This window comes from Maribacter sp. UBA3344, from assembly GCF_002362375.1.
GTDB lineage: Bacteria > Bacteroidota > Bacteroidia > Flavobacteriales > Flavobacteriaceae > Maribacter > Maribacter dokdonensis.
Genome location: NZ_DERI01000021.1, coordinates 169297 through 194252, shown reverse-complemented (window position 1 = coordinate 194252; position 24956 = coordinate 169297). Strand labels below are relative to the sequence as shown.

13 protein-coding genes are annotated in these 24956 nt (G+C 37.3%); 4 read left to right on the top strand and 9 right to left on the bottom strand.

The features are described 5' to 3' along the window. Window positions 1-19: 19 nt before the first annotated feature. From scpA to B2Z27_RS14000, 6 genes are all read right to left on the bottom strand, one after another. The gene (scpA, locus tag B2Z27_RS14025; protein WP_286814112.1) at window positions 20-2182 is read right to left on the bottom strand and encodes a methylmalonyl-CoA mutase; all 2163 of its coding nucleotides are present in this window, start codon (window positions 2180-2182) and stop codon (window positions 20-22) included. After that, window positions 2175-3548: a methylmalonyl-CoA mutase subunit beta gene (locus B2Z27_RS14020; RefSeq protein WP_286814111.1), complete on the bottom strand. Its 1374-nt coding sequence runs from the start codon at window positions 3546-3548 to the stop codon at window positions 2175-2177. The genes scpA and B2Z27_RS14020 overlap by 8 nt, the downstream gene beginning before the upstream one ends. A 111-nt stretch (window positions 3549-3659) precedes the next feature. After that, entirely contained in the window at window positions 3660-4469 is an 810-nt protein-coding gene (locus B2Z27_RS14015; RefSeq protein ID WP_286814110.1) for a DUF6503 family protein, read from the bottom strand. Window positions 4470-4738: 269 nt separating this feature from the next. After that, complete coding sequence (locus tag B2Z27_RS14010; RefSeq protein WP_036151377.1) at window positions 4739-4891, bottom strand: YqaE/Pmp3 family membrane protein; 153 nt, start codon at window positions 4889-4891, stop codon at window positions 4739-4741. 91 nt (window positions 4892-4982) lie between these two features. Then, a complete protein-coding gene (locus B2Z27_RS14005; RefSeq protein ID WP_210708537.1) occupies window positions 4983-5399 on the bottom strand; it encodes a response regulator in 417 nt (138 codons plus the stop codon). 7 nt (window positions 5400-5406) lie between these two features. Further along, window positions 5407-7710 (bottom strand): PAS domain-containing sensor histidine kinase, encoded by a 2304-nt coding sequence (locus B2Z27_RS14000; RefSeq protein WP_286814109.1) that lies wholly within the window; start codon window positions 7708-7710, stop codon window positions 5407-5409. 320 nt (window positions 7711-8030) lie between these two features. Between B2Z27_RS14000 and B2Z27_RS13995 the strand changes: the two genes are divergently transcribed. The 4 genes from B2Z27_RS13995 to B2Z27_RS13980 are packed head-to-tail and all read left to right on the top strand — an operon-like array spanning window position 8031 to window position 15269. Then, window positions 8031-10880, top strand: a complete 2850-nt coding sequence (locus B2Z27_RS13995; protein ID WP_286814108.1) for a TonB-dependent receptor — start codon at window positions 8031-8033, stop codon at window positions 10878-10880. 11 nt (window positions 10881-10891) lie between these two features. Beyond that, complete coding sequence (locus B2Z27_RS13990; RefSeq protein WP_286814107.1) at window positions 10892-12181, top strand: DUF4249 domain-containing protein; 1290 nt, start codon at window positions 10892-10894, stop codon at window positions 12179-12181. Between the two features lies 1 nt (window position 12182). Continuing rightward, on the top strand, window positions 12183-13481 hold the full coding sequence (locus B2Z27_RS13985) for a DUF4249 domain-containing protein (RefSeq protein WP_286814106.1): 1299 nt from the start codon (window positions 12183-12185) through the stop codon (window positions 13479-13481). A 9-nt stretch (window positions 13482-13490) separates the two neighbouring features. Then, a complete protein-coding gene (locus B2Z27_RS13980) occupies window positions 13491-15269 on the top strand; it encodes a hypothetical protein (RefSeq protein WP_286814105.1) in 1779 nt (592 codons plus the stop codon). A gap of 4 nt (window positions 15270-15273) precedes the next feature. On the opposite strand, the gene B2Z27_RS13975 is transcribed toward B2Z27_RS13980, so the two are convergent. The 3 genes from B2Z27_RS13975 to B2Z27_RS13965 are packed head-to-tail and all read right to left on the bottom strand — an operon-like array spanning window position 15274 to window position 24862. Next, the gene (locus B2Z27_RS13975; protein ID WP_286814104.1) at window positions 15274-17187 is read right to left on the bottom strand and encodes an OmpA family protein; all 1914 of its coding nucleotides are present in this window, start codon (window positions 17185-17187) and stop codon (window positions 15274-15276) included. A 10-nt stretch (window positions 17188-17197) separates the two neighbouring features. Continuing rightward, the gene (locus tag B2Z27_RS13970) at window positions 17198-18148 is read right to left on the bottom strand and encodes a PorP/SprF family type IX secretion system membrane protein (RefSeq protein ID WP_058104215.1); all 951 of its coding nucleotides are present in this window, start codon (window positions 18146-18148) and stop codon (window positions 17198-17200) included. Between the two features lie 3 nt (window positions 18149-18151). Beyond that, window positions 18152-24862, bottom strand: coding sequence for a gliding motility-associated C-terminal domain-containing protein (locus tag B2Z27_RS13965; protein WP_286814103.1), 6711 nt, complete (start codon window positions 24860-24862; stop codon window positions 18152-18154). Between the last annotated feature and the right edge of the window lie 94 nt (window positions 24863-24956).

Sequence of the window (24956 nt, the reverse complement as noted above, 5' to 3'; positions counted from 1 at the left end):
TTTATTCGATTTTTTAAACTTACTCCAAAAGTAGCTCTAACAATTGAATGGCTGCATCACTAATCTTTGTTCCAGGACCAAATACAGCAGTAGCCCCAGCTTTCGTTAAAAAGTCATAATCTTGTTTTGGCACCACTCCCCCAACAATGACCATAATGTCTTCACGGCCGAAACTTTTTAGTTCCTTAATAACTTCGGGTACTAGTGTTTTATGTCCGCCAGCAAGTGATGAAACTCCTAAAATATGTACATCGTTTTCTACTGCCTGTTTTGCGGTTTCTTTTGGTGTTTGAAAAAGCGGACCTATATCCACATCGAATCCTAGATCGGCATAACCGGTTGCCACTACTTTAGCCCCACGATCATGACCGTCCTGTCCCATTTTAGCAACCATTATACGTGGTCTACGACCATCTTGCTGGGCAAACCGATCGGCTAACTCCTGTGCTTTTTTAAAGCTTTTATCTTCTTTGATTTCTCTTGAATACACCCCTGTAAATGAATTTATAATAGCTTTATGTCTGCCAAAAGCCTCTTCTAAAGCACTACTGATTTCACCTAAAGTTGCTCTTTCCCTTGCAGCAGATACCGCTAAAGCTAGCAAATTTTCTTCCGAATCACTATCATCCAATTTATTCTTTGCAGCAATAGTTAATTCTTTCAGCTTTTTGGCAACCACTGCGGTATTTCTATTTGCCTTAACTTCTTCTAATCGTTGTAACTGCTGTCTTCGTACTTCTTTATTATCGACCTCCAAAATCTGAAGCTCATCTTCTTCTGTCAATTGATACTTATTTACCCCAACGATTACATCTTGTTCGCTATCTATACGCGCTTGTTTTCTTGCTGCGGCTTCTTCAATTCTGGTTTTAGGTATTCCAGTTTCTATAGCTTTGGTCATGCCGCCAAGGTTCTCTACTTCTTGCATCAACTCCCACGCCTTGTGCACCATATCATGTGTTAGTTTCTCCACATAATAACTACCTGCCCAAGGGTCAACGGTTTTGGTCACGTTTGTTTCATGCTGCAAGTATAATTGTGTTTCCCTAGCTATACGTGCAGAGAAATCCGTAGGTAAGGCAATTGCCTCATCCAATGCATTGGTATGTAAACTTTGTGTACCGCCAAAAACGGCAGCCGCTGCCTCTATAGTAGTCCTTGCCACATTATTGAAAGGATCTTGCTCCGTTAAGCTCCAACCACTGGTTTGGCAATGTGTTCTCAACATCAATGATTTTTCGTTCTTTGGATCAAATTCTTTCACCACCTTGGCCCACAACATTCTGGCAGCACGCATTTTGGCTATTTCCATAAAATGGTTCATACCAATTCCCCAGAAAAAAGAAAGTCTAGGCGCAAAATCATCAATCTTCAAACCTGCTTTTAAGCCAGTTCTAATGTACTCCAAACCGTCAGATAGCGTATATGCCAATTCTAAATGGGCAGGTGCACCAGCCTCGTGCATATGGTAACCAGATATACTTATACTATTGAACTTGGGCATATGTTTACTGGTATACTCAAAAATATCAGCAACCAATTGCATAGATGGTTTTGGTGGATAGATATACGTATTACGCACCATAAACTCCTTGAGAATATCATTCTGTATAGTTCCAGATAACTTTTCTAAAGAAACCCCTTGTTCTTCTGCCGCTACAATATAAAACGCCATTATAGGCAGTACGGCACCGTTCATGGTCATGGATACTGACATTTCATTCAAAGGAATACCTTTAAAAAGCACCTTCATGTCCTCAACCGTATCTATGGCAACACCTGCCTTACCTACATCGCCAACAACACGTTCATGATCACTATCATATCCTCTGTGTGTAGGAAGATCAAAGGCGACCGACAAACCTTTTTGACCTGCTTTTAAATTTTTTCTATAGAATTCATTACTCTCCTCTGCAGTGGAAAAACCGGCATATTGCCTTATGGTCCAAGGTCTTTGTACATACATGGTTGCATAAGGCCCTCTAAGAAACGGGGGTAAGCCCGCTGCAAAGTTTAAATGCTCTACCTCCTCTAAATCTTGTTTGGCATATCTTTTTTTCAACGGAATACTTTCGGCCGTAGTAAACAAGGTATCCTTCAAATCTTTACTAATGGCATTTTGTTGCTTACCATTATCAAGAAAAGTGTCTAGTTGTATATGTTGCAAGTCTTTTCTACTCATGTGATAAACGGTTTTGCTCTAATTCCTCTGCCAATCTTTTTTCTATGATAGGTGTAATCAAGGTTTTTCTTGGGTTCTTTTTCACGAACGGATATAATTCTAATGCTTCGCCCATTTTATCCGCTTCGTTTTGAAATACATTGCTACCCACTAATACCACCTTTTTGGCATCAAATTTCTCTTGTTGTTTACGGGCGCTATCGGCAATTTTATTTTGTATGGTATGATTTTTTAATTGCTTTAAGAAACCCCCATCTTTTTCTACCGCCTTAAATAAAAGTAAAGCCTTCTCTGCCAATTGATGCGTAATAGTTTCTATGTAATAGCTACCTTCAGTTGCATTTTCCACCTTATCAAAATAGCTTTCTTCTTTTAATAAAATAAGTTGATTCAAGGCGATACGATTGGCAAAATCATTATCTTTTTTATAAACAGCGTTATAATTCAAATTAAAAACAACATCAGAACCGCCCAATACGGCAGACATACATTCTGTACTAGTTCTTAGCATATTTACATTAAAATCATAAATGGTCTTATTACGTTTTGATGGCTGTGACACTATGGAGCAGGGAATGGTAATACCATAAGCTTTGGACAAAACATTCCATAGGTTTCTTAAGGCTTTTAACTTTGCGATTTCAAAAAAATAATTACCAGCTACCGAAACCTTGAAATCTATACTTTTTAATTGTCCTAAATTTTCACCTTGCTTCAGTACATTCAAATACTCGTTCGCATGAGACATTGCATAAGCCAATTGTTGTACAATGTCTGCACCGGCATTTTCATAAAGCGAAACATCTACACTTAATATAGTTTCGGTATCCAATGTAAATAGTTCCTCGACGAGTGACATATCCGAAGACATATTTTCATACCAATTTCCAGACCTTGCCAAATGACCTATGGGGTCAATCTGCCAATGGATTTTATTTGCATTTGATACTTTATCAAGGATCTGTTTTATATAAGTTTTAGACAAAAATTGCAGTTCGAAGCATACTTTGACCCTACTTAAATCAATATTGTTCAAAATAATAACTGCATCTACGTTCTCCGATGGAACAATAAACTGCAGAGCCTCTGCACCTTTTTCTAGATATCTGAGCGCTTTTTCATTGGCCATTATGGCATTCCCGGCATAAATATTTTGCCCTATTTTCCATGAAGAATTTTGTGTCTGTTGTATAGTAATATGCTCTAAATCTTCTGCATGATAAAATGGTTTTACTTTAATACCTTCAGGTGAATTCCACACTACCTCTTCATTGTAGTCTTTACCTTTTAAATTGTACTGTATCTTTTGTTTCCATTCTTTTTCAGAAATATCCCTGAAACTATCAAATAAGGTTTCACCCTTCATAGCAAGACGTAGTTTAATTAAACAACATATTCCATTAATGCGCCTGTGAATATAAATTCAGCGCATTCTCTCAAAGATACAATAAGTAAATCGTGTTTATATAGAGCTAGGTTAATCTGGCAATTCTGTAGCATTTAGGTTACGCACATCGACAGTCTCTATTCTTGACAACTCTTTTAGTTTGTCTTTCTCAAACAACGCCGGTAAGTCTTTTAATGGCGTGCCAACAGGTGCCTCCCAATTAATATAATCTTGGAATCTAATACCGTCAATGGTCCTAGGGTTATAAGCACTTCTAAAACGCACACCGCCATCATTGACACTGTAGCTGTAAGCCAAGTAATTTATATAATGAGATTTTTTATTTACCCAATACATGAATATATCATCATAATCGGTACCGCCACCATCTTTACCAAAAGTAACGCGTACTACATCATAATCTTCCCCTTTGATTACGGTTTCACCAACGCTTTCCTTATGTACCGCTTTATCATTAAGCTTATGGGGCAAAGTAGCAAAATAGATTACTGAATTCAATGCATTACTATATACGGTACTATCCCTTTCAGATAGATGTACCGGCTCATCATTGACCTTTCTACCAAATGATCCATTTACAATGTTGTCTTCAATTCTATTCCCTAAGCTATCCTTGAAATTTACACGATAAGTATAGCCATTCTTATTATTGAACATGTACATTTTATCCCTAAAAACAAACTCATAATTGGCCGTATCATAAAGTTCTCCACCATGCGCTTTAATAGCATGCTTTATAATGTCTTCAGCACTTTCAACCGTGGTCCTCGAGGTTGCATCTTCTAAAGATCCATTGTTTTTACCTGAGTCATTACCATTTTTGCAACTTAATATGATCAAAAAAATAAGAGTAAATGCTGCTTTAACTGTTTTATTCATATCTATATATTTCATGGAAATCACATTTGTAATATTATTTCTAATGGACCATTAAAACAAAATAGTCGAAAGAGAATGGAACTAATAACGTACCAAAGTTATCATATTAATAAATGGAGATTCTCTTTAGGAATCATAATAAATGTTAACAACACTTTATAAACCTGAATTTCACAAAAAAAACCGAACAACTATCAAGGATTTGATAATTATTCGGCTTTAAATGTCACTGCCAGAACAAAAGTAGGCAAGACATAAAATTCAACTAATTATTGATTTACGATAAAGGCATGTATTACTCCTGGTAACCATGCAAGTAAAGTCAATAAAATACTTATTAATAACGTTGTACCAATGCCGTGTTTCATAAAAACAGCCAATGGTGGTAAAAGTATATTCAATATTATTGTTAGTAAAGACATCTTTTTAGTTTTTAGGTTCCATCAAAACTAAGATTATCATACAGTCTTTATTAACTACATTAGTTTGAATGATGACCTAAAAAACAAAAACTTATTCTTTTCTGTCTGCCAACAAACCTTCAATTATCTTTTTTAACCTACCAAGACCTATTGGTTTTACAATGTAGTCAGATATAGCACTTATTCTTTTAGCCCTTTCTATATCTACGGGATCAAGAGAAGATGACACCATGTAAATTGTGATTTTCTTACCCACCCTTGGTTTAATTTTCACGTATTCTTCCATGAATTGAAAACCATCCATGACAGGCATATCAATATCCAAGAAAATGACATCAGGAAATACAGAATCTTGATCTAAGTTATCCAACATAAAATCAATAGCTTCTTCACCATCGGAAAAGACCATAATTTCTAAAGGCAATTTAGTAGACTCCAAGGTTTTGACCATGGTAAATTGATAAATAGAATCATCATCTACAATACAGGTCTTTAAAATATTATTCATATCAAGCTTAATTAAATTTTATAGTAAATGTAGTTCCTACATTTACTTCGCTAGTAGCGGAAATAGTACCGCCCATTGCTTCTATTTGAGTTTTGGTAAGGTACAAACCTACCCCCTTGGCATCTGGGTGTCTATGAAAAACCTTATTCAACCCAAAAAGTTTAGATCCATGCTTTTTAAGATCAATACCCAAGCCATTATCTTTAAAAGTAATGATATTAATTTCATTTTTCACCTCGGTCTTAATTTCAATATGTGGAGCTCTATCTTCGGCGCTATATTTAATGGCATTACCGATCAAGTTCAAAAATATACTTTCCATATATATTTTATTATAGGATATATGGGTAAGTTGTGAAAAATCGGTATCTATCACTGCATTGGATTTTAAAATAGCTCCGCTTAAAATTTGGGAAGTATCTTTAAACACATCTTTAAAGTAAACTTTTTCTATATTCTCATTAGCATCACCCACCTTAGCTTTAAGCGCCTCTATCAACGTATTGAGCGTAGAGGAAAGGTGGTCTATTACGCTACTGAATTTATTGAATATATCTGTACGCTCCTCATCATTTTCAGCGTAAGAATAAATTTCCAATAAAGAATTAAGATTGGCAACCGGAGCTCTAAGATTATGCGAAGTTATATGGGTAAAATCTGCTAGTTGTTGGTTCTGTAATTTTAATTTTTGAGTAAAGCCCTCTAATTCTTGTTTAGCATTGATCAAACTTTGCTCCGTCATTTTGCTCTCGGTCACATCTTGACAAGTACCAAAGAGTTCTATTGCTTCATCTTTTTCATTGACCAATACATTGGCCAGTAGCTGTATAAATTTTAATTTACCTGAATATGTAATTATACGATGAGTCAATTTTGTAAACACCTTTCTTGCAACAGCTTCTTCAAAATGATGGTTTACAATATCTTTATCCTCTGGGTGAACAATATTTAAATAAGTAGCAAAGTCTATAGTAAAAGGGTCTCCTTTGTATTCTACTATATTAAAAATATTCTCTGACCATTCTCCTTTATCTTCAAGAGGAAACCACTGCCAATGACCTGTTGAACTTATTTCCTCTGCAATGTTCAATAGTTCATTCTTTCTACGTAATTGATCTTTTACCTCCTTAATTTTAGTGATATCGGTAACAACTGCAATAAAACCGTCATTTACACCTGTGCTGCTATTGATCGCTGTAATTGATGTAAGTGTAGAAAACAAAGAACCATCTTTACGTCTAAACGTCCATTGTCTTGTATCATTAATGTTTTCATTACGATAATTATAATTAGGATCATCTATAAAAGATTCGCCTTTAAACGATCTAGTAATATCATTTCTAAATTCTTCAAGCTCCTCTTCCAAAAGGTATACGCTGGGGTGTTTTAAACCCACCAACTCCTCTGCCGAATAACCCAATAATTTCTCTGCCCCCTTGTTAAAACGATTAATTATGCCTTCTGCATTAGTTGAAATAACGGCTACCGCATTTGAATTAAAAATTGCTTCTAATTCTGCATGGGCTACATTTAAAAGCTTTTCCGAGTTTTTTGAAGATGTAATATCTTGAGTTATACCTAATATTTTTGAAGCAATACCATTACTTCTCTCTATTTTTCCAACAACCTTCACCCATCTTTTATTACCTTTTAATGTTGTAAGAAACAAGGTGAGATTAACTGGTGTTCCCATTTCTTGAGCATTTTTTAATGCCAATAAAATACTATTACGGCTATCTTCGTCTTCAAAAAAAGTTAATCCAGAAGCTATAGTTGGCTCATAATCCAATGGGGCTTCATGAATTTCATATACCATATTACTCCAGGTCACTTTATCTTTTATAAGATCAATTTCCCAAGTACCAATTCTAGCGATATCACTAGTATCCCTTAATATGGTGTTATATTTTTTTTCCTTTAATTCTTTCTCTTTCTGCTCAGTTATATCCCCAGTATGCATTAAGAGTCCGCCTATTCTACCATCAGCAAGATACCAAGGTCTAACATCCCAATAAATCCATTGAATAGTACCATCTGACCGATAGAAGGGCGCTTCATCACATATATCTATGGCACCTTGCAAACATTTTTGATGTTTCGCTTTCCAATCATCACCTATTTCTGGGAAAATATCATAATGAGATCTACCTATAATAATTTCTTTTTCTAGTTTAAAATCTCGAATCCATTGTTTGGACGCTGCTAAATAGACCATGTTAGTATCTAACATAGCTATTGCCGTTGGTGTCTGTTCAATAAATATTTGGTGATGCTTTTCCAGGTATTCGATGTTATTTGGATACTGATTCAATTTAATGATTTTAACAAGTATTTATGTTAAAAATAGTAATAATTTACTGATATAAAATAGAATACAATTTTTAGAAGTCAAAAATCAAGAACTTTTGCAGAAAACAACAGGTTGTATATCTGATATCTTTGGTTAGATATTATTGAAATCATCCTTATAACATAATCCCCTTTAAATAAAATAGTTACAACAAATTAAATGTATTCTCAAAAAATGCTTGTTAAATTATTTAAATCTCAAAAACCTATTGCGATTATTTTAATAATCACATTTTGTGATATTTATGTTTTTCTTACCTTGTAGGAATCCAACTAACTAACATGACCAAACAACCAAACAATAACTGTTTGTTATTGACAATTATTAAATCGAAAAAAAAATTTAGTAAGAATCTTTATGACCATATATTCTTTATAATTTTTATTTTTCTATTCCCTCTTACATCAATTTATGCACAAAATAATACGAATATCAGTGGCGAATACTCTTCAATACCCTTAGAAGAAGTCATTAACCATATTGAGAGCCAAACCAATTATAAGTTCTATTTTTTAGAGGAATGGACACAGGGCATTAAAGTGAACAAAACCTTTAGTAATGAGGAATTATCTTCTGTATTGGAAACTATATTAGAAGACACCTCTTTAAATTTTCATATTTTAAATACTACCAATCGTATAATTCTATTAGAAAACGGTTTGGTTTATGATGAATTGCCCAAAGGATTTTTTGGACCCGAAGAAGCATCCGAAGAAAAAAATAATACTCGAATAAAAAACAACAGTCCTCCACCTGTATTTTACAATACCGATAATCAAAGTAAAAAAACCTACCAGGTTACCAAAATAGGAAAAAGTGACCCTGACAACTTGAGAGAAACTTATCTGTTAACGGGAAGAGCAATAAATTCTAGTACCGGAAATCCCATTCAAGATCTAGCAATACGTACTAAAGGGTCAAATCTAATAACCGTAACCGATGCTAATGGTAATTATTCTTTAGAATTACCAGCAGGACATAATGTTTTAAGTATCCGCGCAATGGGCATTGCATCTACTGAACGTGAAATTATAATGTTCAATAACGGCAATTTAGATTTACTCATGGAAGAGGGTCTTCAGCAATTAGATGAAGTAGTTGTAGAAGCAGATGCCTTCAAAAATGTAGAAGAAGCAATTACTGGTAGTGAGCAAATAGATTCAGAAGAATCTAAAAACATACCGTTGGTATTGGGAGAACGCGACATATTATCTGTTGCCAAGGCTTTGCCAGGTATATCCTCTGCAGGTGAAGGTGCCATGGGGCTAAATGTTCGTGGGGGCAAAACGGATCAAAATCTTGTACTGTTAGATGATGCCGTTATATATAACCCACAGCACTTTTTTGGCATTTTCCAGGCACTGAATCCATTTACAACTAAGGGGGTTGACATTTATAAAGGTGCAATACCCGTAGAATTTGGCGGCAGACTCTCTTCGGTTTTTGACATTAGAACAAAAAACGGAAATGAAGAAAAACTGTCAGGTGAAGGATCCGTGGGACCTGTTACCGCAAATTTAGCTCTAGAAATTCCGTTGGAAAAAGAAAAATCATCATTGATCGTTGGTGGAAGAGCAGCTTATGCAGATTGGATTTTAAGATCTTTAGATGAAGAATCTCTGAATAATAGCAATGCGTCCTTTTTTGACGGTATCATTAAATACCATAATAAAGTAAACGAAAAAAATGATGTTAAAGCTACTGCTTATTATAGTAGAGATGCTTTTAGTATTACGTCTGACTCTTTATATAAATATAATAACAGACTATTTTCGCTTCGTTGGAATCATAATATAAATGACAAAACCAATACGGCCCTTATTCTTAACAATAGCAATTACGGATTTGGAATTGATTTTGACGGGGAAACCAATACCGATTTCAACTTAGATTATGGTATAAACGAAACTGAAATAAAATATAAGTTACGCACCTCTTTAAATACTAAAAACACACTAGATTATGGTGCATCTGCCAAATACTATTCTGTAAACCCTGGCAGTATAGAGCCGGATGGTAACGAGTCTGATATTGCACCACGATCCATTGATAATGAGCAAGCTATAGAAGGTGCCCTCTTTATTGGCGATGAACTTACTTTAAATGAAAAACTATCCGTAAATCTAGGTGTACGTTATGCATTTTTTGCCGCTCTAGGTAAAGCCACCCAAAGAACCTATGAAGACGGAATGCCAAAAAATGAATCTACCGTTCAAGATACCATATCATATTCAAGTGGTGAGAATATTAAAACCTATGGTGGACCAGAAGTTAGATTATCCGCCAGATATTTATTTACACCTGATTTTTCTGTAAAAGCCAGTTTAAACAACTCCTATCAATTTCTACACACGTTATCTAATAATACCACGGTATCTCCTATTGATACTTGGAAAATTTCCGATTTAAATATAGCTCCACAAAAAGGCTACCAAGCCTCTCTAGGGTTTTATAAAAACTTTAAAGAAAATGAGTACGAGTTAAGTATTGAAGGATATTACAAAAAAATGGAAGATGTGCTCGATTTTAAAACTGGCGCCAACCTCTTCTTGAACGAAAACGTTGAAACACAAATACTACAGGGAGATGGGAAAGCGTACGGAGTAGAATTTCTTTTGAAAAAGAAGAGCGGTGATTTAAACGGCTGGTTAAGTTACACCTACTCTAGATCTCTGTATCGTTTTGATAGTGAGTTCAGCGAAGAGCGTATAAATAACGGTGATTTCTTTCCTTCTAATTTTGATAAGCCGCACGATGTAAGTGTCATTACCAACTATCGTTTTACCAGACGTTATAGCATTTCTGCAAACTTTGTTTACCAAACCGGCAGACCTATTACGTACCCTATTGGAACATTTAGGTTTAATAACGCAGACTTTGTTGCTTTTAGTGATAGAAATAAATTTAGAATTCCAGATTTCTATCGTCTAGACCTAGGTTTAAATATTGAAGGCAACCATAAGAAAAATAAATTGGCACATAGCTTTGTAACCATTTCAGTTTATAATGTTTTAGGTAGAAACAACCCATATTCGGTATTTTTTGTAACCGATGACGGTGAGGTAAAGGCGCTACAAAGTTCTATTTTCTCTATTCCTATTCCATCGATCACTTATAATTTCAAATTTTAAAAGTGCTCAAAATGAAAAAAGAACTAAAATGGGCAGTTATCTTTTATACATCACTACAAATTAGTGGTTGTATTGAAGAATTTGAACCAGAAAACATCACTGAAATTTTAGATGGAGCATTAGTAGTCGATGCCAGAATAACAGATGAAAACAAACAGCAAACTATTCTTTTGACAAGAACTTTCTCATTTGACGAAACTGACCCAACTCCTGAAATAGGGGCGCAAGTTAGTATTGTAGATGAATTGGGGGGCACCATAGATTTCATAGAAAACAAGCCTGGAAATTACAGCACAATAGAAGCAATTAGTTTGGAACAAGATAGAGCATACACATTACAGATTACAACCACAGATAATGTTATTTATCAGTCGAACAAAACGACTTTACCCTCTAAAATTGAATTAGCGGAACTTAAGACACAACGTAAATTCAATAATTCTGAAAATGACGGAGTTTCAATTATGGTGAGTAATTCAAATAATTCTTCTTCAGCCAATTATTTTAGATATGAATATGAAGAGACCTATAAAGTAATTCCACCAGATTACAATCCGTTCGATTGGGATCAAGTTGATTATGATTTCTTTTGTGAAGATGATGATGGTTGGGAAGTTACGGTAGCCGTACGGGATGAACCAGCCAATATTTGCTTTGCCAGCAATAAATCTAACCATCTTATTCTAGCTTCAACAAGTAATTTAACTACAAATGATTTAGGTGATTATGAAATTAGGTTTGTAAGTAACAAAAATTACGCAATATCACATCGCTATAGTATTTTAGTCAAACAGTATCATCATGATATTAATGCCGCAGCTTTCTTTAATTCGTTAGAAGATTTTTCAAGTTCAGAAAGTATTTTCAGCAATGTGCAGACCGGTATGCTAAAATCAAATGTAAGCGCCAAGAATTCTAAGGATGCAATTGTATTTGGCTACTTTGAACTAAGCTCATATAGTGAAAAAAGAATATTTTTCAACTATGAAGACTTCTATCCTAATGAGCCATCGCCCCCTTATATAATTTCTTGCGATGTTATTCGTGAACCAGCACTCTACCCTGACGGTTTTCACTCAACAGTAATTGATGGAAAAGTTATAGTTGACCGCGGATCAAATTCACCTCTAATAGAGGGAATCATAGCAGGTCAAATAGGATATATTGGCGAGAATGAAAACTTTTTTGAACCTGATGCCAATGGAGAACTATCCCGTGCTCCTTTTATAGTAAAACCATTAGGCTGTGTAGATTGTAGAACATTTGGCAGTAATAAAACACCTAATTTTTGGATAGAATAAGATGAGAAAAATTACTTTAATAATATTACCGCTTCTGTTATTCATCAATTGTATTGAAGAATTTGATTTAGGAATAGAAGCAGATGACGAAGTGCTTAAAATATTGATCGTAGAGGCCACTCTTACCAATGAACTAAAAAACCACACCGTAGCATTGAGCAGAATGGATACGTTGGTAGACCTAGGTATTGATTCCGTATACAACCCTTACACACCAATTAGAGATATTAATAGAGACTTGGTACGTTATGAAACCAATGCTACAGTTTCCATTGAAAACAGTAATGGCATTACATATTCCTTTAATGAATCTAGCCCGGGAATTTATGAATCGGATATTCAATTTGCCGCAGAAATGGGTAGCTCTTATCTGCTGAACATTGTTACGTCAGATGGCAAAAAGTATACTTCTACCGATATGGAAATAGAGGGCTTGGCAAGTATTTCAAATATATATGCCGAAAAAACAACTAGTGAGTCCGGTACCGAGGGCATTGGAATTTTTGTAGATAATACAATTGAAACAGGTAGCGTACAAAACTTACGCTATACTTATGATGAAACATATAAGATCATAGCCCCAAATTGGTCTCCCAACGAATTTAAATTAACCAATTATGATCCTTGTGCATTGCCCGAAGTAACCTATGACCTAGAAATTGTTGAACGGGAAGAGGAGCAACAAGTATGCTATGGCAACAATCTTTCCAATACTATAATTCAAACACAACAGAGCAGTATCAATACCGACGTTCAAAAATTCATGGTCAGGTTTTTAGATGAAGAGAATTTCATAATTAGCCATAGATACAGTATTGAAGTATCTCAGTTAGTTTCTGGTTCTGCATCGTACAGTTTTTATGACCAACTGAACAATTTTAGCCAAACCGGTAATATATTTTCACAAATACAACCTGGTTTTTTAGAAGGTAATTTATCATCGGAAGATGGTAGACAAGGTACTGTCATTGGTTTCTTTGATGTGGTTTCGGTTTCAAAAAGTAGGCTGTTTTTCAATTACACAGATTTTTATCCTAATGAAGAATTACCACCATACCCTTTTAACTGTAATGAACTGACCGCCCCAGAGTCTCACGTATCTTTTTGTTTTAGTGGAATGAGAGGGCCTAACCCGTGCCCACAATCTATAATTCAACAAATAGACCTAGATTTAATAAGTTATGTGAAGCCTAATTTCAATGACGGTCAATGTGACGGTCCCCACATCTTTGTTCCCAAAGTTTGTGGAGATTGTACCGTTTTAGGCAGTAATATACAACCAGATTTTTGGGTAGAATAAACACCGATTATGAAAACAAATCAAATATTTGCCATTATTGCACTCTTGACAACATACATAGGTCACGCCCAATATGTCATCAAGGATGGTTCCGATCTATTGAATCTTAAAAAGGTGCCACAAGAAAAAGCATATGTAGATCATAATGGATCATTATCGTTTTCCGGGGAATACCTGTATTATGCTATACACTGCTTTAATGCACAAACCAATAAACCCACCAATGTGAGTACCATAGGTTATGTAGCATTGGTAAATGAAGCTAAGGAATTCATTTTTGAACATAAGATAAAGTTGGATAAAGGTCATGGTTATGGCGACTTTTTCATTACGACTGATATACCTTCTGGCAGATATAAACTTTTAGGCTATACCCAATGGATGAAAAACTCTGGTCTATCACAAGTTTTTAAAGACGATATCATCATTATCAACCCATATTTAGCTGACCAATCTGCGCTATTGAATTCAACCACGCCGGAAACTTCACCTAATTCCGTGGATAATGTATCGGTTTCAGACTCGTCTATCATTATTATGAAAACCCAAAAAGCTTCTTTTTTACCACGGGAAAAAGTACACCTATCCATTAAAAACTATAAAGGAGTTCTAGGGCATGGTTCATATACCGTAAAAGTGAAAAGGAAAGAAGAAATAGATATGCCATCTACACTAAATTCAGTTATGTATGGAAATGCCTATTTCAATGCCGATAAAGAGATAAAACAATCCATTGGCGATAGTATATTTTTACCTGAACAACGTGGAGAACTTATATACGGAACGGTGAAAAATGCTGAAACGGGAACACCCACAGAAAACCTTCCTGTTGTAATTTCAATACCTGGAAAAGAATCATTATTAAAATTCTCAAAAACCGACCAAAGCGGAAATTTCTATTCTTATATACGCAAGGACCGTAAAGATCCAATGGCAGTAATACAGGTTGAAGACCAAAATGAAATTTATGCCATAGAAAAAGGAACCCCAAGTCATATTGACCTTAGCAACCTGACATTCTCAAATTTCAGTTTATCAAAAGCACAAGCAGAATATATTAAGAATAGAAGTGTTTTGAACCAGATAGAGAATCAATTTTTTAGTTCAAAACCTGATTCCATTATACAGAGCAACCCTATAGATATTTTTAATGGCGGCATACCAGAGGTTATTGTTTTAGATGATTATACACGTTTTAAAACGCTTGAGGAAACTTTGGTAGAAGTTGTAAAGTTTGCAGGATTTAGAAAAGCGAATACTAGTGATGCATATATAAGGATTGGGCAAGATTTTAAGTCTTATGACGAAGAATATAACGACTTCCCAGCTATAGTTTTAATAGATGGTGTATTTATACCTCATCATGAACAAATAAGATCATACGATGCTCGAAATATTGAAAAAATTAGTTTAACAAGGGATCAATTTCGTTTAGGTCAAAAAGAATATCAAGGGATACTTTCCGTAGAAACTTTTGAAGGTGATTTTTTGGAAAATTATAATCCTAAAAATAGTTTAGTTGTACCGTTTGAACAGCCCGTACCAAAAAAGAACTACTTTGTACAATCTTATACTCCTGAAAATAATTCTTTTGAAAGGATTCCAGATTATAGAAGAATGTTATTTTGGAAACCAAATGTAAACATTACCGAATCAGATTATAATTATGAGTTCTATACATCTGATCTTGAAGGCACTTTTGAAATTATCTTAAACGGTTTTACTTCATATGGCAAACCATTACATGTGGTAAAGGAAATAGAAGTTACTACCAAGAATTTAAACTAAGGAACTATTCGATCAATATAAACTCTGAGCGTCTATTTAACTGATGGTCTCTGTCTGAACAAATGATTCCGTTTGCGCATTTGTTTATTAATTGGGTTTCTCCATAACCTTTACCGGATATTCGTTCAGGCTCTATACCTGCGGCTATTATGTACTCCACTGTTCTTTTTGCCCTACGATCAGAAAGCCAAAGATTATAGTTATCCTCTTCCCTACTATCTGTATGTGAACCCACTTCTACCTTGACTTCCGGTCTTTTTTTCATGTATGCAACTACCTTGTCCAAATTAGAAAAAGCATCATCACGTAAATAAGAACTGTTTAAATCAAAATAAATTGGTGCTAGCTTTAACACCTTTACCAAATCTGCCCCAATTACCGCCACTTTGCTACTTTCTTCCAATACCACACGGGCATTTGTTATACTCTTTTCATCTGGTGTAGTAAACATGAACAACGAACCTTCTTCATAGCCTTCTAGATTCGCAATAATGGTATATTGACTTTCTTGGCAAGGTATCTCTAAAGTATATTTACCCTGAGCATTGGTAGTGGCTTCCCCTATATTTCCTCCAAAATTATTTTTTCCGTGTACGGTTGCAAACGGTAATGGTTTGTCTGAGTCTTTATCGACCGCGACACCTGTAATGGTCACCATACAATCAATTGTCTTAAGAGCGTAAATATCATCGGCACCTAATCCACCGTTTCGATCCGATGCAAAAAAACCTGAATTGGTCATTTCATCAAATATCATTGAAAAATCATCATTAGCACTATTAATTGGATTTCCTAAATTCTTGACCGCACCTTGATTTGGTAAATCGATAGAAAAAATATCCAGTCCTCCCAAACCAGGATGGCCGTCAGAAGCAAAATACAAAACGTCCGATGCTGTAATAAACGGAAAAGTCTCTTTGCTCTCGGTATTGATTTTGGAACCTAAATTTACCGGTGTTCCAAAAGTTCCATCAGTATGAATATCCACTACAAAAATGTCCGATGCCCCTAGAGTTCCGGGCATATCAGAGGAAAAATACAATTTATCACCTTTCTTATTCAATGCCGGATGCGCAACAGAATACAAATCACTGTTAAAGGGCAGATCTTCTATATTCCCCCATTTGCCATCCTTGAACGTACTTCTATAAATTTTTAATCTGCTGATCCCTTTTTTGTCTCTATTAAAGGATCCTTTTTTATAATTATTCCTTGTAAAATACATGGTGTTACCATCTTGGGAAAAGCTGGTAGAAGATTCATTAGCTACCGATTTCAACTCATCTGAAAAATGAGTTGCCGTACTATATTCGCCTTGTTCCGGACGTATTGTTTTATATAAATTCAAATAAGGTGTGGCACTACGCGAAGTGGTTTCTAAATCCCTAGCAGTAGAAAACACGATAAAATCTTTATAGAACGAAGGAGCAAAATCTGATTCTTTTGAATTGACCGAGGTCAAATTCTCAATGGTATACTCATTTGAAGCGGTCATTAATTCATCAAAATAGCCTACACCCTTATCATACTTTAAAGCTCTTACATCATTCTTTTTTGCTTTTTTGAACTTTCTCATCCAAACCTCGGAATCTTTGTAATTATTGATCGATTTTAAAGATTGTGCATATCTGTACATGTAATCCGGATCAATTGTTGAGCTATTGATCTCTAACAATTTTGCATACCAATAACTAGCTTCATCATACTTTGCCCTTAAATAAGCTTCATTACCCAAGTTTTTACATATATCTTCATTTGACATGCCTTTTTTACTCAACTCTTCATAGGTAGATTCTTTGCCCATATACCCATAATGCTCAAAATTATCAGTACCTGAACTTTTATTGTCTCGCTGTGCGTAACACAGGCTAGCAATAAAAAGCAACGAAAAGAGAACTATATATGTTTTAACTTTCATTATCGGTTATTTAAAAGAATCTAGGGGTCAAATCAATTTTATCTTTTTTAATGAACTCATATCTAAGAAACACCTCAAAAGAACCATTGTTAAACTTGGTGCCTCCCAGTTCAGATATATCACTATCATAAGCCAGCCCCAGCATAAATTCCGGTGTCATTTGAAATCCGAACAACGCACTCAACGCGGCATCCCATCTATAGGCGGCACCCATTGAAAATTTATCGTTCAACAAAAAATTAGCCGAAATATCCGCTTGTAACGGTGCACCCGATGTTGCCTTCAATAGAAAAGCAGGTTTAAATTTTAAAGCCGATGACATTTCAAAAACATACCCTGATATTAAATACCAGGTCATTCTATCTACAGATACAAGGTTATCATTACCATCAGCGCTATCAAAATGCTCTGTCTGCAAAAAATTAGGTATGGACAAACCTGCATAAAATTGATCGTTATGGTAGTACAGACCTGCTCCAAAATTGGGAGTAAATTTTTTATAAAGATCACTATCGGTAATGGCAGTACCACCGGCACTAAAATTTCTAAGATTGTTAAAATCTAAATTTAATAAGTGCCCGCCAGCCTTTAACCCAAATGACAATTTGTTATTATCAGAGGTCTTCAATGTATACGAAAAAGCAGCGTCAATATATGTATTTTGATTGGTGTTGTTCCCTATTTCATCATGAACAATAGATAGACCAAGCCCCACTTTGTCAGAAGAAGGTCCATGTACACTTAATGTTTGTGTATTAGGAGCACCATCTCTACCTACCCATTGTGACCTGTGCAATGCAGATATACTTAATACCTCTCTAGATCCTGCATACGCCGGGTTAACCGAGAATGTATTGTACATATACTGTGTATACTGGGCATCTTGCTGACCGAACATAAGATATTGACCACCTAAAACCATGGTAAATATCAAAAAGATTATTTGATAGATTTTCTTCATCTTTTATCTAATTACGTACAGATAACCGGTTAATATTTTTTGTTCCCCCCTTGCTGTATAGTATATATCATAATAATAGGTACCAGAAGGTAATTTCTCATTTCTGTTAATAGTGATTCTACCGTCAGACAGACCACTAAAAGCATTGGGACCATTTTCATAACCTTCTACTTCCCATACCAAAACACCGTATCTATTATAGATTTTAACCGAATTTTCTGGAAACCTCTCAATATTAATAATCTCAAAGCTACCATTCATAGTATCTCCCGGTTTTACAAGATCCAGTTCTATATAGATATCACAATTACTTCCAGATGGTGGTGTACCACCTAAAGAATCACAAGGTTCTAAAGGATCGGTACCATCCATAGTTTCTTGCCCATCCATAATACCGTCTCCATCAGTATCCGGATTATTAGGGTCAGTACCTAAAGTCAGTTCTTCATCATTTGATAAACCATCGTTATCAGTATCATTATTAAGTGGTTCATTATCAAAAATGATCAAGACCTCACCTTTACCTATATTTCCTGCTATATCTTCTGCAGTAATCAACAAAGTCAATTCGGGATTGACTATAGGGAAAGTTCCATTTTCTGCTTGATACGTTTCTGTATGAATTTCCCAAATACCATTGATATCAGTATTGATTACATACTGTAACAACAAGCCTGTATCACCAACCTCAACCGTAATATTCAATATCTCATTCGGACTCCCTAAACCAAGTAAAATGGGGTATGTGTCCATTGTTTCAAAACTATCGACCAAAGGTGGATCTATATCAATGGTATACGGATGTTGTACTGACGATGAACCTGTATTGCCATCTAAAGTTATCGTGGTGACCGTACCTAGAATACTTAAATCATTGTCCTCCACTAAATCTGAACCAGCAACCGAGATATTAAAAAACCCGTTTGCATCTACAGGACCAGTATAATTGGTATTATGAATGGTCAAGGTTACTAGATCACCTTCAGAAAAATCACCTGTAACCCTTCCCGTTACATTAATCTGACCTTGAGATTCATTTTCGTTGACAATGTTATCTGAGGTTATGTCATCTATTGTAATTACCGGAAGCACTATAATTGTTTCTTGACAATCTACTACACCATTACCATTGCTATCGGTTTGATCAAATACCACAGTAACCATACTTGTATCGTTAATAGAGCAAGGCAGTATGGAGGCTACGGTATATGTAAATGTGTTGTTACCATTATCGGTCCACGAACCACCAGTATCAGGAGATCCGCTTAATTGAGCAAATAGGGCTGTATTGGTAATCGTATCACCTTCGCAAATATTCAATGTTCCGTCAATGCCTGCATTTGGTTGTGCTTGTTCAGTTACGGTTACAATACTTTCGTCATCGGTTGTACAAGGTGATGTTGCTGCTACGGTATACGTATGGGTACCATCGAGATTGTCGACCCAAGTTCCACCGGCATCAGGTGATCCAGTCAACTGTGCGAACAGATCAGCATTCGTGAATGTTTCGCCTTCACAGATATTCAATGTTCCATCACCTCCGGCATTTGGTTGCGCTTGTTCTACAACGGTTACGATACTTTCATCATCTATTGTACAGGGTGATGTCGCTGCTACGGTATACGTATGCGTGCCATTGCCATTGTCGGTCCACGTTCCTCCGATATCGGGTGAACCGGTCAGTTGTGCGAACAAGTCCGCATTGGTGAATGATGATCCCTGACAAATATTCAATGTTCCATCGATTCCTGCATTTGGTTGCGCTTGTTCTACAATGGTTACAATACTTTCATCATCTATTGTACAGGGTGATGTCGCTGCTACGGTATACGTATGCGTGCCATCACCATTGTCCGTCCACGTTCCGCCCGTATCTGGACTACCTGTAAGCTGACCAAATAGATCATCATTGTCAAAAGTTGCTCCTTGACAGATATTCAATGTTCCATCGATTCCTGCATTTGGCTGTGCCTGCTCGGTTACGGTTACGATACTTTCATCATCTACTGCACATGGAGCAGTCGCTGCCACTGTGTACGTGTGGGTGCCATCGCCATTGTCCGTCCACGTTCCGCCGGTATCGGGTGAACCGGTCAACTGTGCGAACAGATCAGCATTCGTGAATGTTGCGCCTTCACAAATGTTCAATGTTCCATCGATTCCTGCATTTGGTTGTACCTGCTCGGTAACGGTTACGATACTTTCATCATCTACTACACATGGAGCAGTCGCTGCCACTGTGTACGTGTGGGTGCCATCGCCATTGTCCGTCCACGTTCCGCCGGTATCCGGGGAACCGGTCAGTTGCGCGAACAAGTCTGCATTGGTGAATGTACCGCCTTGGCAAATATTCAATGTTCCATCACCCCCGGCATTTGGTTGTACCTGCTCGGTAACGGTTACAATACTTTCATCATCTACTGCACATGGAGCAGTCGCTGCTACGGTATACGTATGTGTTCCATTGCCATTGTCGGTCCACGTTCCACCGGTATCCGGGGAACCGGTCAACTGTGCGAACAAGTCCGCATTCGTGAATGTTGCGCCTTCGCAAATATTCAATGTTCCGTCAATGCCTGCATTTGGTTGTGCCTGCTCGGTTACCGTTACGATGCTTTCATCATCGGTTGTACATGGAGCTGTCGCTGCAACTGTGTACGTATGCGTGCCATCGTTATTGTCGACCCACGTTCCACCGGCATCAGGTGATCCAGTCAATTGTGCGAACAGATCTGCATTCGTGAATGTTTCGCCTTCGCAAATATTCAATGTTCCGTCGATTCCTGCATTTGGTTGCGCTTGCTCTACAACGGTTACGATACTTTCATCGTCTACCGTACATGGAGTAGTCGCTGCCACTGTATACGTATGGGTACCATCGAGATTGTCGACCCAAGTTCCACCGGCATCAGGTGATCCAGTCAACTGTGCGAACAGATCAGCATTCGTGAATGTTTCGCCTTCACAGATATTCAATGTTCCATCACCTCCGGCATTTGGCTGTGCCTGCTCGGTTACGGTTACGATGCTTTCATCGTCTACAGTACATGGAGCAGTCGCTGACACTGTATACGTATGTGTACCATCCCCATTGTCCGTCCACGTTCCACCGGTATCCGGGGAACCGGTCAGTTGCGCGAACAAGTCTGCATTGGTGAATGTATCACCTTGGCAAATATTCAATGTTCCATCACCCCCGGCATTTGGCTGTGCCTGCTCGGTTACAGTTACGATACTTTCGTCATCCGTTGTACATGGTGCTATTGCAGCAACTGTGTACGTGTGAGTTCCATCACCATTATCAACCCAAGTTCCACCTGTATCTGGAGAACCGGTCAATTGTACGAATAGGTCATCGTTATCAAAGGTAGCTCCGGCACAGATATTTAAAGTTCCGTCAATACCTGCATTTGGTTGTGCTTGTTCGGTTACCGTTACGATGCTTTCGTCATTTACTGTACAAGGTGATGTTGCTGCCACAGTATACGTATGCGTGCCATCACCATTGTCCGTCCACGTTCCACCGGTATCGGGTGAACCGGTCAATTGTGCGAACAAGTCCGCATTGGTGAATGTACCGCCTTGGCAAATATTCAACGTTCCATCACCCCCGGCATTTGGTTGTACCTGCTCGGTAACGGTTACAATACTTTCATCATCTATTGTACAGGGTGATGTCGCCACTACGGTATACGTATGCGTGCCATCACCATTGTCCGTCCACGTTCCACCGGTATCGGGTGAACCGGTCAATTGTGCGAACAAGTCTGCATTCGTAAATGTTTCGCCTTCACAAATATTCAATGTACCATCGATTCCTGCATTTGGCTGTGCTTGTTCGGTTACGGTCACAATACTTTCGTCATAGGTTGTACAAGGTGATGTTGCTGCCACAGTATACGTATGAGTACCATCGCCATTGTCAATCCATGTTCCGCCGGTGTCAGGTGAACCGGTCAACTGTGCAAACAGATCTGCATTGGTGAATGTTGCGCCTTCGCAAATATTCAATGTTCCGTCGATTCCTGCATTTGGCTGTGCTTGCTCGGTTACGGTTACGATACTTTCATCATCTACTGCACATGGAGCAGTCGCTGCTACGGTATACGTATGCGTGCCATTACCATTGTCCGTCCACGTTCCGCCGGTATCCGGGGAACCGGTCAACTGTGCGAACAAGTCCGCATTCGTGAATGTTGCGCCTTCGCAAATATTCAATGTTCCGTCAATGCCTGCATTTGGTTGTGCTTGCTCTACAACGGTTACGATACTTTCATCATCTACTGTACATGGAGCTGTCGCTGCTACCGTGTACGTATGCGTGCCATTACCATTGTCCGTCCACGTTCCGCCGGTATCCGGGGAACCTGTCAATTGGGCGAACAGATCTGCATTCGTGAATGTACCGCCTTGGCAAATGTTCAATGTACCATCGATTCCTGCATTTGGTTGTGCTTGCTCGGTTACCGTTACGATGCTTTCGTCATCTATTGTACAGGGAGCAGTTGCTGCCACTGTGTACGTGTGGGTGCCATTGCCATTGTCCGTCCAAGTTCCGCCGGTATCCGGGGAACCGGTCAATTGTGCGAACAGATCTGCATTTGTGAATGTTGCGCCTTCGCAAATATTCAATGTTCCGTCGATTCCTGCATTTGGTTGCGCTTGCTCTACAACGGTTACGATACTTTCATCGTCAATTGTACAGGGTGATGTCGCTGCTACGGTATACGTATGAGTTCCGTCGCCATTGTCCGTCCAAGTTCCGCCGGTATCCGGGGAACCCGTTAATTGGGCGAACAGATCTGCATTCGTGAATGTTTCGCCTTCACAAATGTTCAATGTTCCGTCGCCTCCGGCATTTGGTTGTTCTTGTTCTGTTACGGTTACGATACTTTCATCATCTACTGCACATGGAGCAGTCGCTGGCACTGTATACGTCTGGGTACCATCGCCATTGTCGGTCCACGTTCCGCCGGTATCCGGGGAACCGGTCAATTGTGCGAACAGATCAGCATTCGTGAATGTTTCGCCTTGACAAATGTTTAATGTGCCATCACCTCCGGCATTTGGTGGGTCATGCTCAATTACTGTTACAATACTAGTAGCATTAACCGTACAAGGTGCAACAGCAGTTAAAGTATAGGTAAATGTATCATCAAAATTATTAGTCCAGGTTCCACCTGTATCCGGAGCACCTGTTAAAGACGCAAAAAGATCTGCATTCTCAAAAGAATCCCCTAAACATATATTCAGGATCCCGTCGATACCAGCATTTGGACAAGTATACACTGTAATATTAACTGTCGCGTATTGTGTATAACCCCTTGCATCTGTTATTCCGTAAATAAATGAGTCGGCACCTATAAAGTCCGTACTTGGTGTATAAGAGAAGTAATCATCTTGAGGGTCGGTAGCTGAACCGTTTTCGTTTAAGGAAACACTACCATTGGTGGGGGTACTGACAATAAATATAGCTCCTGAATTAGGACCATTACCTCCAAAATCATCATTATTGGTTACTAAAATATCAACTGAATTATTCTTTTCTACCGTAGCGGCATCATTTAAAGGAACAGGAAAAAAACTATCTGTAGTATCATTAAGTAAATTACCATCTGTATCATCACCATCATCTGAAATGTCATCTGTATCATCTGGACCGTATGGACTATCGGCAAAAACACTTACCTGATTGATTACTCCACCTTCATTAATTTCATTTGTAGTCAAAACATGGCCAGCAGTATAAGTCGCCACTTCATTTGGCAAAAGAGTTCCTTCTAAAGAACCCATTGTAGAAGATAAGAAATTTGGCGGGGTACTTAATGCTATACTATTTCCGCTAGCATCTTTAAAAGTATCGGTTACATCAACATTCGTAACTTTTACGTTACCGGTATTTTCAATTTTTATAGTGTAATCCACTGAATCTCCAGCTTCTACAGGAGAACTAAAGTTATTTATTACAGTTTTGGTAACTTCAATCTCAGGTTCTGCAATAATTAAGTTAGATATCACAAATTCTACATCTTCTTGAAAAAGTGAAAGTAACCCTGATACAGAAACATCCATATTTATAGATTTTACCGCTTCATCCATTCTCATGGTTCCTCCGCCTGTACCATAAAATGAATTATCACCACACTCGCCCCCATTAAAGCTCAAAAGAGCATCGGCATCTATTGTAAATTCTGTATTTGTGAATTGAAAAATATCGCCATTATTACCAATATTGGTCCATGTTCCGTTGGTAGATTCAAATACACCTGTATTTGTGCCTGTTATAAATCCCAGAGGCAGAAGACCATATGTACCCACTTTATCAACATTTAAAAACGGGTTGGTAATAAACACCTCATCACCGGTTATCGCATCAAAAAAATGAAATGCTATTGTTCCTGTAAATAATGGATTGATGGAAACACCTAAGGAAGTTTCCCCAAAAACCGCAGGATCTGGATTACCATACGTGTTGTTAGAAATACAACCCATAGTCTCATTCCCTGTAATTGAGACTCCCCCCGTAATTCTACATTCAACTCTTACAAGTCCATCTGAACTAATAGATTCCCATGTACTTGAGGAAGGTTTTTGGGTCCAATTGGTAGTTTTCTGAGCATAAGAAATACCATTTACCAACATTAATAAGAAAAAGACGAAGAGCCCTTTCGCTAAATATTTAGGAATAAAAAAAGCTGTAATAAGTTTGGTCATTGGCTAAAATAATCCATCCATATTTTTCAAGTTTGAATGGATATTAGTTCGTACGTAAACTAAAGGTAATAGTAGCTTAGTGCCCTATAAATAA

What these genes read in the sequence shown, in the direction of transcription:
- B2Z27_RS13995 (WP_286814108.1), top strand. Translation starts at nt 8,031, where the DNA reads ATGACCAAACAACCAAACAATAACTGTTTGTTATTGACAATTATTAAA.
- B2Z27_RS14020 (WP_286814111.1), bottom strand. Translation starts at nt 3,548, where the DNA reads ATGAAGGGTGAAACCTTATTTGATAGTTTCAGGGATATTTCTGAAAAA.
- B2Z27_RS14010 (WP_036151377.1), bottom strand. Translation starts at nt 4,891, where the DNA reads ATGTCTTTACTAACAATAATATTGAATATACTTTTACCACCATTGGCT.
- B2Z27_RS13965 (WP_286814103.1), bottom strand. Translation starts at nt 24,862, where the DNA reads ATGACCAAACTTATTACAGCTTTTTTTATTCCTAAATATTTAGCGAAA.
- B2Z27_RS13980 (WP_286814105.1), top strand. Translation starts at nt 13,491, where the DNA reads ATGAAAACAAATCAAATATTTGCCATTATTGCACTCTTGACAACATAC.
- B2Z27_RS13970 (WP_058104215.1), bottom strand. Translation starts at nt 18,148, where the DNA reads ATGAAGAAAATCTATCAAATAATCTTTTTGATATTTACCATGGTTTTA.
- B2Z27_RS14005 (WP_210708537.1), bottom strand. Translation starts at nt 5,399, where the DNA reads ATGAATAATATTTTAAAGACCTGTATTGTAGATGATGATTCTATTTAT.
- B2Z27_RS13975 (WP_286814104.1), bottom strand. Translation starts at nt 17,187, where the DNA reads ATGAAAGTTAAAACATATATAGTTCTCTTTTCGTTGCTTTTTATTGCT.
- B2Z27_RS13985 (WP_286814106.1), top strand. Translation starts at nt 12,183, where the DNA reads ATGAGAAAAATTACTTTAATAATATTACCGCTTCTGTTATTCATCAAT.
- B2Z27_RS13990 (WP_286814107.1), top strand. Translation starts at nt 10,892, where the DNA reads ATGAAAAAAGAACTAAAATGGGCAGTTATCTTTTATACATCACTACAA.
- scpA (WP_286814112.1), bottom strand. Translation starts at nt 2,182, where the DNA reads ATGAGTAGAAAAGACTTGCAACATATACAACTAGACACTTTTCTTGAT.
- B2Z27_RS14015 (WP_286814110.1), bottom strand. Translation starts at nt 4,469, where the DNA reads ATGAATAAAACAGTTAAAGCAGCATTTACTCTTATTTTTTTGATCATA.